11 protein-coding genes are annotated in these 12,631 nt (G+C 71.7%); 6 read left to right on the top strand and 5 right to left on the bottom strand.

The genetic code is table 11. The features are described from left to right. Positions 1-13 precede the first annotated feature (13 nt). The 6 genes from RGI145_RS01395 (at position 14) to RGI145_RS01420 (ending at position 6,079) form a co-directional block, all read left to right on the top strand. On the top strand, positions 14-1,021 hold the full coding sequence (locus RGI145_RS01395) for an ABC transporter permease (RefSeq protein ID WP_075796921.1): 1,008 nt from the start codon (positions 14-16) through the stop codon (positions 1,019-1,021). After that, complete coding sequence (locus RGI145_RS01400) at positions 1,018-1,914, top strand: ABC transporter permease (RefSeq protein WP_075796922.1); 897 nt, start codon at positions 1,018-1,020, stop codon at positions 1,912-1,914. Before RGI145_RS01395 ends, RGI145_RS01400 begins: the two co-directional genes overlap by 4 nt. Positions 1,915-2,165: 251 nt before the next feature. Further along, on the top strand, positions 2,166-3,206 hold the full coding sequence (locus tag RGI145_RS01405; protein WP_075796923.1) for an ABC transporter ATP-binding protein: 1,041 nt from the start codon (positions 2,166-2,168) through the stop codon (positions 3,204-3,206). Beyond that, positions 3,206-4,036: an ATP-binding cassette domain-containing protein gene (locus RGI145_RS01410; protein ID WP_075796924.1), complete on the top strand. Its 831-nt coding sequence runs from the start codon at positions 3,206-3,208 to the stop codon at positions 4,034-4,036. The genes RGI145_RS01405 and RGI145_RS01410 overlap by 1 nt, the downstream gene beginning before the upstream one ends. Before the next feature lie 131 nt (positions 4,037-4,167). After that, positions 4,168-4,548, top strand: coding sequence for a Crp/Fnr family transcriptional regulator (locus tag RGI145_RS01415; RefSeq protein ID WP_167668219.1), 381 nt, complete (start codon positions 4,168-4,170; stop codon positions 4,546-4,548). 106 nt (positions 4,549-4,654) lie between these two features. Next, the gene (locus RGI145_RS01420; protein WP_075796925.1) at positions 4,655-6,079 is read left to right on the top strand and encodes a M20 family metallopeptidase; all 1,425 of its coding nucleotides are present in this window, start codon (positions 4,655-4,657) and stop codon (positions 6,077-6,079) included. Between the two features lie 360 nt (positions 6,080-6,439). Here the strand turns inward: RGI145_RS01420 and RGI145_RS01425 are convergent, their stop codons facing one another. The 5 genes from RGI145_RS01425 to RGI145_RS01445 all read right to left on the bottom strand — a co-directional run bounded on the left by RGI145_RS01425 (position 6,440) and on the right by RGI145_RS01445 (position 12,516). Beyond that, on the bottom strand, positions 6,440-7,891 hold the full coding sequence (locus RGI145_RS01425) for a glycoside hydrolase family 28 protein (RefSeq protein WP_083670266.1): 1,452 nt from the start codon (positions 7,889-7,891) through the stop codon (positions 6,440-6,442). Between the two features lie 167 nt (positions 7,892-8,058). Beyond that, positions 8,059-9,012, bottom strand: a complete 954-nt coding sequence (locus RGI145_RS01430) for a GDP-mannose 4,6-dehydratase (RefSeq protein WP_075796926.1) — start codon at positions 9,010-9,012, stop codon at positions 8,059-8,061. Positions 9,013-9,047: 35 nt separating this feature from the next. Next, positions 9,048-10,028 carry a GDP-mannose 4,6-dehydratase gene (gmd, locus tag RGI145_RS01435; protein ID WP_075796927.1) on the bottom strand — a complete coding sequence of 327 codons (981 nt, stop codon included), beginning with the start codon at positions 10,026-10,028 and terminating at the stop codon, positions 9,048-9,050. 146 nt (positions 10,029-10,174) lie between these two features. Next, a complete protein-coding gene (locus RGI145_RS01440; protein WP_075796928.1) occupies positions 10,175-11,377 on the bottom strand; it encodes a glycosyltransferase in 1,203 nt (400 codons plus the stop codon). After that, entirely contained in the window at positions 11,374-12,516 is a 1,143-nt protein-coding gene (locus RGI145_RS01445) for a glycosyltransferase family 4 protein (RefSeq protein WP_075796929.1), read from the bottom strand. Before RGI145_RS01445 ends, RGI145_RS01440 begins: the two co-directional genes overlap by 4 nt. Positions 12,517-12,631 lie beyond the last annotated feature (115 nt).

Below are 12,631 nucleotides of genomic sequence, written 5' to 3' on the forward strand. Positions count from 1 at the left end.
GAACGGCCTCCTCATGATCCGCTACATCCTCAGGCGCATCCTCCTGCTGGTGCCGGTGCTGGTGGGGCTGTCCATCCTGGTCTTCTGCATCGCCCGCCTGCTGCCCGGCGATCCCGTCCGCCTCGCCGCCGGGCCGAACGCCAGCGCCGCCGACATCGCCTCGGTCGCGCGGGAGTTCGGCCTCGACCGCCCCTTCGTCCTCCAGTACTGGGACTACGCGACCGGGCTGCTGCGCGGCGACTGGGGCGTTTCCATCTTCACCCGCCGCCCGGTGGCGGAGGATCTCGCCGTCTATCTTCCCGCCACGCTGGAGCTCGTTCTGGCTGCGATGATCCTGGCCGTCGGCCTCGGCATCCCCGCCGGCCTGCTCGCCGCGGTGTACCGCAACCGCTGGCCCGACTTCCTGTCCCGCACCGTCTCGCTCGGCGCCATCTCCATGCCGCGCTTCTTCCTGGGTTTGGTCTTCCAGCTCGCCTTCGCCATGTGGCTCGGCTGGCTGCCCCTTTCCGGCCGCTTCCCGCTGACCGAGGACCCGCCGCCCACCATCACCGGCTTCCTCACCATCGACGCGCTGGCCAGCGGCAACCTCCACGCCTTCGGCGTCGCTCTGCAATACCTGGCGCTCCCCGCCATCGCGATGTGCCTCTCGCCGCTCGCCACCATCATGCGGATGATGCGCGCCTCGACCATCGAGGTGCTGGGCCAGGACTACGTCACCACCGAGCGCGCCCTCGGCCTGCCGGGCCGGCAGATCCTGTTCAAATACGTGCTGAAGAACGCCGTCTCTGCCACGCTCACCGTCATCGGCCTGTATTTCGGCTGGCTGCTCGGCGGCACGGTGCTGGTGGAGACCGTCTTCGACTGGCCGGGCATCGGCCTCTATGCCACCCAGGCCGTGCTGAGCCAGGACTTCATGCCGATCATCGGCGTCACCCTCTGCATCGGCGCGCTCTTCATCACCGTGAACCTGATCGTGGACCTGCTCTACGGCCTGCTGAACCCAAGGGTCCGCCTCGGATGAGCGACGTCACCGCCAGTCTCGTGGAAACCGACACCGCCGCCCGTTCCGACCGCTGGCGCCGCGGCCTCTACCGCTTCCGCAGCTCCTGGGTCTCGATCCTCGGCCTCGCCATCGTGGCCTTCCTGCTCCTGCTCGCCGCGATCGGCCCCGCCATCATTCCCTATCCGCAGCATGTCGCGGGCATGGTGGACACCGCCTCCCGCTTCATCCCACCCTCCGCCGCGCACTGGTTCGGCACCAACGAGGTCGGGCAGGACGTGCTCTCCCTCACCGTCGCCGGCACCCGCATCTCCCTCCTCTCCGGCCTCGCCGTCGTGATCCTCGGCAGCACCGTGGGCATCCTGGTCGGCGCCCTGGCGGGCTTCCTCGGCGGCTGGGTGGACGAGGTGCTGATGCGCCTCTCCGACCTGATGCTCACCGTGCCCGGCCTCATCCTCGCCATGGCGGTCGCCGCCGCCCTCGGCCCCGGCCTGCTGAACATGGTCGTCGCCATCACCCTGTCCTGGTGGCCCGGCTATGCCCGCCTCGTGCGCGGCGAGGTCATCGCGAAGAAGGAGGAGCAGTTCGTCATCGCCGCCCGCGCCGTCGGCGCCGGCACCGCCCGCCTGCTCTTCCGCCACATCCTGCCGAACATCATGAGCCCCATCATCGTGAAGATGTCGCTCGACATGGGCTTCGCCATCCTCACCGTCGCCTCGCTCGGCTTCATCGGCATCGGCGTGAAGCCCCCCACGCCGGAATGGGGCTCCCTCCTCTCCGTCGCCCGTGGCAACATGCCCGACTACTGGTGGACGGCGATCTTCCCTGGCCTCGCCATCTTCCTCGCCGTCTTCGGCTTCAACCTTCTCGGCGACGGGCTGCGCGACGTGCTGGACCCGAAGGCCCGTCGCTGATGATCCGGCCTTCCGCATCCCGGGGCGAGGCTCCGCCTCTCCCCGGACCCCTCTCCGCTCAGGGGGATGGTATCTCCCCGAGACCCCGCCTGGAGTGGGCGCACGCGGCTGGCGCGCATCGTTGGCCGCTCCCCGGGCACCGGTGGCAAGGCAGCGCCCTAAAGAAGCTCGATGGCGGCAGTACGCGCGGCGGCCGCAGGCGCCGAAGGCCGGCAGGGCCTTCCCCAAGGGCAGCAAGGACGACCTGAACCATGGCGCTGCTGGAAATCCGCGACCTGCACCTGGCGATGCGCTCCTTCGAGGGCGAGGCGCATGTGCTGAACGGCATCGACCTTACCGTCGAACGCGGCGAGATCTGGGGCATCGTCGGCGAGACGGGCTGCGGCAAGTCCCTGACCGGCCTTTCGGTCTCGCGCCTCGTGCCCTCGCCCCCGGCGCGCTACATCCGGGGGGAGATCCGCTTCGAGGGCAGGGACCTCCTCCGCGCGAGCGAGGAGGAGATGCGCGCCCTGCGCGGCCGCCGCATCGGCATGATCTTCCAGGACCCGACCACGAACCTGAACCCTGTCTTCACCATCGGTGAGCAGATCACCGATGTCGCGCTCCATGCCGGCCGCGCCGACCCGGGGCTGCTGGGCCTCGCGCCCGGTGCCTCGCGCCGCGCGATGCGCCAGGCCGCCCGCCGCCGTGCGGTGGAGGCACTGGAGGAGGTGGGCATCCCCGACGCCGCCGCGCGCCTCGCGGACTATCCGCACCAGTTCTCCGGCGGCATGCGCCAACGCGTGCTGATCGCCATGGCGCTGGCGGGCCGCCCAGACCTGCTGATCGCCGACGAGCCCACCACGGCGCTCGACGTTTCCGTGCAGGCGCAGATCTTGCGGCTGATCCACGACCTGGTGCGCGAGCACCGCCTCGGCGTGCTGTTCATCACCCACAATCTCGGCGTGGTGGCGCAGCTCTGCACCCATGTCGCGGTGATGTATGCAGGCAATGTCGCCGAGGCCGGCCCGGTGCGTGAGGTGCTGAAGCACCCCGTTCACCCCTACACCCGTGCGCTGATGGCCGCCGTCCCCACCGCCGGCACGAGGCGTGGCGAACTTCAGGGCCTGCCCGGCACCGTGCCCAACCTGATCGCCCCGCCGCCCGGCTGCCGCTTCGCCACCCGCTGTCCCTGGGCCGAGCCCGCCTGCAACGCCGCACTACCGCCGATGGAGCGCTTTGGCTCCCATCCCGACACGGGCCACGAGGCCGCCTGCCTCGTCGCCGCCCGAGCGCGCGAGGAGGCCGCCTGATGCTCCGCATCGAGCACGTCACCAAGACCTATGGCGGCGCCCGCAAGGGCCTGTCCGGCCTGTTCGGCACCCCCGCCGCCGAGGTCCGCGCGCTGCGCGACGTCTCCCTCTCCGTCCGCCAGGGGGAGAGTTTCGGCCTGGTCGGCGAATCCGGCTCCGGCAAGACCACGCTCACCCGATGCATCCTGCGGCTGGAGGAAGTCTCCGCCGGCCGCATCCTCTTCGACGGCACCGACCTCGCCACGCTGAAGCCCGCCGAGCTGCGCCGCCTGCGTGCCCGCGTGCAGATCGTGTTCCAGGACCCCTACGCCTCGCTGAACCCGCGCATGAGCGTTCGCGACATCCTTTGCGAGCCGATGGAGATCCACCGTGACCGCATGGGCCTCGACGCGCGCGGCCGCCTCGACCGTGCGGCGGAACTCCTCCAGCGCGTCGGCCTCGGCACGCAGCACCTCTCGCGCTTCCCGCACGAATTCTCCGGTGGCCAGCGCCAGCGCATCGGCATCGCCCGCGCCCTGGCCACGAAGCCCGACTTCCTGATCCTTGACGAACCCACCTCCGCCCTCGACGTCTCCGTGCAGGCCCAGGTGCTGAACCTGCTGCATGAACTCCAGGCCCAGCTCGGCCTCACCTACTTCTTCATCAGCCACGACCTGGGCGTGATCCGCTACATCTGCGACCGCGTGGCGCTGATCTACCGTGGCCAGCTCGTGGAGGAAGGCGAGACGGAGCAGGTGTTCCAGGCGCCGGCCTCGGACTATGCCCGCACGCTGCTGGCCGCCATGCCCGAACCTGATCCGGACCGCTCGCCCTTCCGTCTTCCGGCGTGATCCCGGCCCCTGCCGCCCCGGTGGGCGCGACCGTCCGGCGGGCGGAATCTCCCCTCGCTTTCTCGTGTCTTCCATTCTGACATCGAAATGTAAAAATGAGCCCGCAGGGTTGGCCTGCGGGAAAGAAAGCGATGCTCGATACTCGGACGGCGATGCCGGACATGCGGCAGATCTCGCGCTCCCTGGGCACGGTGCTCAACTTCGGTCCGGGGGATCACATTTTCCGCGAAGGTGACAGCGCACACTGCATGTATGTCCTGCTGAGCGGTGAGGTGGAGGTCCGCCGCGGCGACCGGATCATCGAGACGATCGGCCCCGGCCAGGCCCTCGGCATCCTGTCCCTGCTCGACGAGGAGAACCGCACCGTCACCGCCGAGGCCGTGACGGCCTGCGAGGTCGCGGCCATCGACAACCGCAAGTTCCGCTTCGCGGTGGACGAGGTCCCGCATTTCGCCTGGTGGATCATGGGGGAACTGGCGCACCGGCTGCGGATGACCAACGCCGCGATCTAGGCGCCGGTCCAGGCACTGGCGCTTCGCTCCTGTCCCCTTCTGGACAGCACGATCTCCCCGGCCCATGAGACGCTCCTGGATACAACCGGCCGAGGAGACCTCCGACATGCGCAACACCCCGCGCATCTGGCAACTCGTGGACGCGAAGCGGGACGAGATGATCGCCCTCGCCGACCGTGTCTGGGAAACGCCCGAACCCCTCTACACCGAGCACAGATCCGCCGCCGCCCATGTCGAGGCGTTGGAGCAACAGGGCTTCCGTGTCGAGACCGGCGTCGCCGGCATTCCCACCGCCATCATGGCGGAGGCCGGGGAGGGCGGCCCCGTCATCGCCATCCTGGGCGAATACGATGCCCTGCCAGGCCTGTCGCAGCAGGCCGGCCTCGCCGAGCCGAAGCCGGTGGAAGGCCAGAACGGCGCCGGCCACGGCTGCGGCCACAACCTCCTCGGCGCCGGCGCGCTCTTCGCCGCCACGGCGGTGAAGGACTGGCTGGCCGAGCGCGGTATCCAGGGCCGTGTCCGCTACTATGGCTGCCCCGCCGAGGAAGGCGGCGCCGGCAAGACCTTCATGGTCCGCGCCGGCCTCTTCGACGATGCCGACATCGCCATCACCTGGCACCCGGATTCCTTCGCTGGCGTCGCGCCCGCCATCGCGCTCGCCAACACCCGCGTGGACTTCACCTTCACCGGCCGTGCCTCGCACGCCGCCGCTGCACCGGAACTCGGCCGCTCCGCCCTCGATGCCGTCGAACTGATGAATGTCGGCGTCAACTACATGCGCGAGCACATGAACAGCGAGGCCCGCGTCCATTACGCCATCCTCGACGCCGGCGGCATCGCCCCCAACGTCGTGCAGCCCCGCGCCAAGGTCCGCTACGCCATCCGCAACACCGACGTCGCCGGCATGCGAGCGCTGTTCGAGCGCGTGCGGAAGATCGCCGAGGGCGCCGCGCTGATGACGGAAACCACGCTGTCGGTGAAGGTCGTCAGCGCCTTCTCCAACCTCGTCGGCAACCGCCCGCTGGAAGAGGCCATGCAGGCCGAGTTCGACCGCCTCGGCCCGCCGGAATTCGACGAGGCCGACCGCGCCTATGCCGCCACCATCCGCGGCACGCTGGACCAGGGCGACATCCGCGCCGCCTTCCGCAGCGCCGGCCTGCCCTTCGACCCGTCGATGGACCTCTGCGACACCATCGTGCCGCTCGACGCCCCCCGGAAGCCCGCCGTCGGCTCCACCGATGTGGGCGACGTCTCCTGGGTCGTCCCCACGGTGCAGGCCCATGGTGCCACCTGTGCCACAGGCACGCCCTTCCATTCCTGGCAGCTCACCGCCCAGGGACAGAGCCCCCATGCACACAAGGGCATGATCCACGCCGCCAAGGTGATGGCCGCCACCGCCACGGCGGCGCTGGAGAATCCGGAGATCATCGCCCGCGCCAAGGCCGACCTCGCCCGCCGCCTCGAAGGTCAGCGCTACGAAAGCCCCATCCCGTCCGAGATCCCGCCGCCGCTGGACATGGCCAAGGGCTGATCGGGGCGCGTCCCCCGGGGGGAAGGCTCCGCCTTCACCCCCAGAACTCCCCCTTTGGCCCCCCATCCGCCAGAACCTCGCAGGCCCTGGACCCGGTTCGTTGGCTCTTGCTGCTGTCGGATCGCGCCGGAGAGCATCGCTCTCCGGCGGCTGCGGTCGCCGTCAGCGCGGAGATGCTGTTCTTTCTCTTCGGGAGCCCCGCCGATCCACCTGCTGCCAGGGATCAGGCCGCAGTCTGACCTTGCCACCCGGCGCCAGCGAAAGGCGGGGTCTGGGGGAATACCATTCCCCCAGCGGTGGGGGTTCCGGGGGCAGGCGGAGCCTCCCCCGGGGCCAGCCACGAGAGCGACGCCCCCAGCCTCAGGGCGCCTCCAGCACCGCCACCTGGGTCTTCGGCCCTTCCTCGACGGGCTTCCCCCGGGCGGCGGTGATCTTCACCCCGCTGAAGCTGCCCTCGACATGCCGCAGCACCATCCCTTCGCCGCGCGAGGCGATGCTGACATGTTGCAGGCGGATGTCGCGCAGCGGCGCCTCCGGCAGCCCGGCCAGCAGTCCCGCCCGGCGCGCGCCGCTGGCGAAGAGGTGCTGGATCGTGACGTCGTGGATATGCGGTGTCAGCGGCGTCACCGGCATGGCGGCTTCCGCCCGCGCGGCCATCGCCCCGGCCACGGCATTCCCGGTGGCCACGGTACCTGCCGGACTCCCCGTTTGGGCCGCTTCCCGTGGCTCGCCCGGATAGGAGGTGTCGATCGAGATCGGCACCGCCACATCCGTCATCCGCGCATGCCGCACCAGCACGTCGCCGACATCGCCGCCCCGGTCCCGCCCGGCCTTGATCCGGATGCCGTACTGCGTCCCGGTGAAATGGGCGCCGTTGATCCGCACATGCTCCACGCCATGCGCCAACTCGCTGCCGATCGCCAGCCCATGCCCGTGGCCGAAGCGCACGTTGCTGATGGTGATGTTGCGCGCCGCGCGCTTCGGCATGTCGGGGCCCGGCAGGCCGGCCTTGATGGCGATGCCGTCATTGCCCGTATCGATGGAGAGGTTCGACAGCGACACCTTGCGCGAGGACACGATGTCGATGCCGTCCGTGTTCGGCGAATCCGGCGCATTGGCGATCCGCACGTCGCGCATCACCACATCCTCGGAATAACGCAGCGCCACCGTCCACATCGGCGCGTTGGTCAGATGGACGCCCCGCAGCAACACCCGCCGGGCGTTGTAGAACTCGATCAGCCAGGGTCGCGGCAGCCCGTCGCTGGCCGGCACCTTCTCCATCCCCGGGCCCCAGCTCTTCGCCCCCGCCCGCATGGCCTCCCGCGCCGCCACGGCCGCCGGCCACCACAGCTCCGCGCCCTGGCCGTCGATCGTGCCCTCGCCGATGATGCCGACATCGCTGACATTCACCCCGGAGATCAGCGCCTCGTGCGGGCGGAAGGGGCGGCCGATGAAGGCCCAGACGAAGCGGTCCGCCTGCGCCACGGCGCGCAGCCGCGTGCCGCGCGCCAGTTCCAGCGTCACATGGTCCTTCAGCGCGATCGGTCCGGTCAGGAACACCCCGTCCCCGAAGCTCACCCGCCCGCCGCCCCGTGCCGAGCAGGCATCGATCGCCGCCTGGATCGCGGCGGTGTTGTCGGTGGCGCCGTCACCCCGGGCGCCATGCGCCAGCGGGTCGCAGCTATGGCTCGCCGTGGCGCTCGCTGGCCCGGTCCGGCTTTCCCCCGGGACACCCTCCTGGGCATGCGCCCCGGTCGTGCCGGCCAGGACGGCGAGGGCGAGTGGCAGGAAGCACGGGACGAGACGATGCATCGGGCAACCTCGGTGCGAGGCTGCCTGCTTAGATCAGATGCCGATCCCCTGGAAACACCACATCGGACGCTCCGCACCCCGGCCGCCGCATGTCTCGAAACGGGCCGCGCGGGCCATCATCCCAGGGCGGCGCGTATCCCGCCACGCCTGGCGGCAGGGCGGCCGGCTCAGCCCTCCGCCGCCACCCGCGCCCGCCAGTCCGCCAGCATGTCGGCCAGCGTGGTCTCCCAGGGGATGCGCGGCGCCCAGCCCAGCAGGCGCCGCGCCGCGCCGATATCGCCCGCGGTGCGCTCCACATCGGTGGGCCGCAGCCGCGACGCCTCCTGCTCCACCCGGGCCTCGACCCCGGCCAGGGCGAGCAGCGCCTCCAGGATGTCGCCCACCTTGCGCGGCTCGCCGGTGGCGAGGTTGATCACCACCCCCGGCATCAGATCCGCCGCCAGCGCCAGCGCATAGCCCTCGCAGACATCGCGCACGTCCAGGAAGTCGCGCCAGCGGTCCAGCGCCCCGGTCCGGATCACCGGCTCCTGCTTCCCGGCCGCGATCCGCGCCACCTGATGCGCGAAGGCGCCGACCACGAAGCCGTCCGACTGCCCCGGCCCGGTCTGGTTGAAGGGCCGCATCCGCACCGCCTTCAGCCCGCGCAGCGCCATCTCGCCGATGGCGATGTCCGCCGCCGCCTTCGAGGCCGCATAGGGGTTGGCCGGGCGCGGCAGCGCCTCCTCCGTCAGCGGGACGCCCGCCTGGAAGGACAGGCCGTAGATCTCCGCCGAGGAGACATGGACGAAGCGCGCCGCCGGTGCCGCCTCCAGCACCGCCTCCGCCAGCGCCAGCGTCCCGTCCAGGTTGGTCCGCCAGGTCAGGCGCGGGTCGCGGAAGGAGACCGGCACCGAGGCCTGCGCCGCGAGGTGCAGCACCGCATCCGGCGTCGCCTCCCGCACCCGCCCGGCGAGATCGCCGCCCAGGAGGTCCATCTCCAGCGTCTCGTCCGCCCCGGGCACGTGCTTCTCGCCATCCCGGCTGGCGGCGATCAGCCGCGCCGCCGGGAAGTGCCGGCGCAGCACCGGCAGCAGATGGCCGCCGACGAAGCCGCCGGCCCCGGTGACGAGGATGCGCCTCATGGAAGCGGACTCCGGGGCCGCGCCGGACACCGGCCTCAGCCCATCCGCGAGCGGTGGCGGAACAGGTCGGCGTCCACCATCTCCTTGATCATCTCCTCCAGGCTGATCTCCGGCGTCCAGCCCAGCTTCTCCTTGGCCTTGGAGGGATCGCCCAGCAGCAGGTCCACCTCGGCCGGGCGCAGGAAGGCCGGATCGACCTTCACGAACTCCTCGTAGTCCAGCCCGACATGCCCGAAGGCGATCCGGCACATGTCGCGCACCGTGGTGGTGCGCCCGGTGGCGACCACGTAGTCGTCCGGCACCTCCTGCTGCAGCATCAGGTGCATCGCCCGGACATAGTCCTTGGCATGGCCCCAGTCGCGCTTGGCGTCGAGGTTGCCCATCTTCAGCTCGGTCGCCTTGCCGAGCTTGATCCGCGCCGCCCCGTCCGTGACCTTGCGGGTGACGAACTCGATGCCCCGCAGCGGGCTCTCATGGTTGAACAGGATGCCCGAGGAAGCGTGCAGCCCGAAGCTCTCGCGGTAGTTCACCGTCATCCAGTGCGCGTAGAGCTTCGCCACCGCATAGGGGCTGCGCGGATAGAACGGGGTCTTCTCGCTCTGGACCGGATGCTGCACCAGCCCGTACATCTCGGAGGAGGAGGCCTGGTAGAAGCGCGCCTGCGGCGCCACCAGACGCACCGCCTCCAGGATGTTGTTCGCCCCTAGCGCCGTCACCTGCCCGGTCAGCAGCGGCTGGTTCCAGGAGGTCTTCACGAAGCTCTGCGCGCCGAGGTTATAGACCTCGTCCGGCTTCACCTCGTTCAGCACGCGGATCAGCGAGCTGATGTCGATCAGGTTGCCGTCCATGACCCGCACCTGCCCGGCGATCCCCAGCCAGCGCAGCCGCTCGTCCACCACGTCGGAGGAGGAAGAGCGCCGCACCAGCCCATAGACCTCGTAGCCCTTCTCCAGCAGCAGTTGCGAGAGATAGGCGCCGTCCTGGCCCGTCACCCCGGTGATCAACGCTTTCGGCATGGTCCCCCGCCTCGAAACGATACAAGCCGCGCTTTAGCGGCGCCTGCCATGCTTGGCCAGATCGTTCGCTGCCCGGTTGTGATCGCCCGAGCGCAAAACTCCGCGCTTTCCCGCCGCGGGGCCTTCCCCGGCACCGCCCGTCCCGCTCACCCCGCCAGGGCGGCGCGGTAGTCCGGCACCGGCAGCCGCGCCGGGGACAGGTGCCGCAGCGCCGGATCACCCGCCACCCGGCGCAATGCGGCCGCCGCCGCCTCCACATCGGCCTCGGCCCACATCGCCCCCGGCAGCGCATAGGTCGCCTGCGGGTCCCGCGCCGGCACCAGCCGCCAGGGCACGGCGAAGCAGCCCGGCCCGGTCATGAAATCCACGTTGCCCGACCATCCCGTGGCCACCACCGGCCGCCCCAGCGCCATCGCCTCGGCGATGGTCAGCCCATAGCCCTCGGCCCGGTGCAGCGAGACCAGCGCGTCGCAGCAGGCGGTCAGCGCCCAGAGGTCGCGCCGGGGCAGGGCGGCATCCAGCACCCGCACGTTCGGCCGCGCCGCCGCTGCCCGCGCCACCTCCTCCCAGGCCGCCCCGGCCCGCGCCGTGCCATGGGTCTTCAGCACCAGCACATGCTCCGGCGAATCCCCGAAGGCCAGGCGGTGCGCCTCGATCGCCGCCATCGGGTTCTTGCGCCACAGGGAGGAAGTCGCGTCGAAGATGCTCAGCCCCACGAAGGCCCCGTCCGGCAGGCCGAAATCCGCCCGCCCCAGCGGCGAGGGATCGGGCCGCGGCGGTGGGTGCGGCACCACCAGCGGCGCCACGAAGCCCGGCCGCCCCGCCATGGGCCGGGCGAAGACCTCGGCGCAGAAGCGGCTCGGTGCCCAGATCCGGTGGCAGGCGCCATAGCCCCGCCGCCAGTCCGCCGGCAGTTCCGGCAGCTCCCAGGCCCAGTAGGCGATCAGCCGCTTGCCCGCCACGGCCCGCCGCCCCAGCGCCAGCAGCGCCCAGGGCAGCATCGGACCGTTCACATGCAGCACGATGGTCCCCGGCCCCTCAGGCACCGCGCCGGGCAGCAGGTTCCCGCCCGCGATCTCCCGCTCCGGCAAGGGCGGCCCCTGCCGCTGCGCCGCGGTCAGGTCGATCCCCGCCGCGCCCAGCCCGGCCTCGTTCATGGCGCGCAGCATCATCCGTGCGCCTTCGCCCAGCCCGGTGGCGGCCCCGAGATAGCCTGCGACATGGAGCGGCCCCGCGCCGTCCGGTTCCGGCCGTGCCGGGCGCGGCGCCAGCAGCGCGGCCCCGCCGAACAGCGCCTCGCGCCGCAATCCGCGCGGCAGCGCCTGCCACAACCGGTGCAACGGGCTCATGCCCCCTCCTGCCCGAGGCCCAGCCGGCGCAGCCCCTCCACCAGCATCGCCGCCTGTCCGTCCCAGTCCCGCAGCCCCGCCCCGGCCGCCAGCGCGGCGCGCGAGAACCCGTCCCGCGCCCCCGGCTCCAGCAGCCGTGCCATGGCCGCCGCCAGGGCAGGGGCCTCGGCCGCCTCCGCCACCACGCCGGGGGCTGCCCGGTGCGCCTCCGCGTCACCGGGGGCGAACTGCTCCGCCAGCCCGCCAACCGGCGTCGCCACCACCGGCACGCCGAGCGCCAAGGCCTGCGACAGCACGCCGGACTGGCTCGCCTCGCGATAGGGCAGCACCACCGCCCAGGCCCGCCGCAGCAGGGCCGGGATCTCCGCATCCGCCACCCAGCGCGGCTCCACCACCACGCCCGGCAGGGCGGAAAGCCCCGGCGCGCAGGCTTCCGCATCGCCTTCGCCCACCACCCGCAGCGTCGCCTCCGGGTGCCGCTGCCGCAGCAGGCGGAAGGCATCGCGCAGCAGGTCCAGCCCCTTGTAGGCCCGCAGCCGGCCGAAAAAGAGGAACTGCCCCGGCACCGGCCCCACGAATGTCTCCATGGACGCCTCCATGGACGTCTCCACGGGCACCCCCAGCGGCAGGCGCAGCACCGGCAGGCCCGGCCGCAACGCCGCCACCTCCCGCTCCACCGCCTCGGAGAACACCACCGCCGCCCGCGCCGCCTCCAGTTCCCGCCGCAGCCGCCAGTTCCACAGCAGCGAAGGGTCCCCCGGATGCGGCCGCGCATCGTGCACCGAGGGCACGTAGGCGATGCCCGCCCGGGGCAGGGCCGGGGCCACGAAGGGCGTCCAGACATGGTTCATGGCGGACAGCACCAGGTCCGCCCGCATCCGCCGCGCCTGCGCCACCAGCCCACCGCGCAGCGACGGCAGCCGCGCCAGCCCGGCCAGGGCGCCCGGCGCGCCCCGGAAGGTTTGCACCACCTCCAGATCGGCATCCAGCGCGCGGAAGGCCTCCAGCGCGTCGAGCCGGTCCGCCAGGGACAGGCCGAGCCGGATATCGGGCCGCCGCGCCAGGGCCCGCGCCAGGTTCAGCGTGTGCTGCGCCCCGCCGCCCCGCCGCCCCCAGTACCAGAGGAGGAGATGGATCACCCCCGGCGCCTATCATCCTCCCCGCCGGACTGCAAAGGCGGTCCGCGAATCCCGCGCCGTCATGGCCCCGGCATCGCTCCTTCCCATCGCCCGATTCCACCCCCCCCATTCCACG

The organism is Roseomonas gilardii, assembly GCF_001941945.1.
GTDB lineage: Bacteria > Pseudomonadota > Alphaproteobacteria > Acetobacterales > Acetobacteraceae > Roseomonas.

Coding starts and splice junctions, on each gene's coding strand:
- RGI145_RS01400 (WP_075796922.1), top strand. CDS start 1,018: ATGAGCGACGTCACCGCCAGTCTCGTGGAAACCGACACCGCCGCCCGT.
- RGI145_RS01420 (WP_075796925.1), top strand. CDS start 4,655: ATGCGCAACACCCCGCGCATCTGGCAACTCGTGGACGCGAAGCGGGAC.
- RGI145_RS01425 (WP_083670266.1), bottom strand. CDS start 7,891: ATGCATCGTCTCGTCCCGTGCTTCCTGCCACTCGCCCTCGCCGTCCTG.
- RGI145_RS01405 (WP_075796923.1), top strand. CDS start 2,166: ATGGCGCTGCTGGAAATCCGCGACCTGCACCTGGCGATGCGCTCCTTC.
- RGI145_RS01410 (WP_075796924.1), top strand. CDS start 3,206: ATGCTCCGCATCGAGCACGTCACCAAGACCTATGGCGGCGCCCGCAAG.
- RGI145_RS01395 (WP_075796921.1), top strand. CDS start 14: ATGATCCGCTACATCCTCAGGCGCATCCTCCTGCTGGTGCCGGTGCTG.
- RGI145_RS01440 (WP_075796928.1), bottom strand. CDS start 11,377: ATGAGCCCGTTGCACCGGTTGTGGCAGGCGCTGCCGCGCGGATTGCGG.
- gmd (WP_075796927.1), bottom strand. CDS start 10,028: ATGCCGAAAGCGTTGATCACCGGGGTGACGGGCCAGGACGGCGCCTAT.
- RGI145_RS01430 (WP_075796926.1), bottom strand. CDS start 9,012: ATGAGGCGCATCCTCGTCACCGGGGCCGGCGGCTTCGTCGGCGGCCAT.
- RGI145_RS01415 (WP_167668219.1), top strand. CDS start 4,168: ATGCTCGATACTCGGACGGCGATGCCGGACATGCGGCAGATCTCGCGC.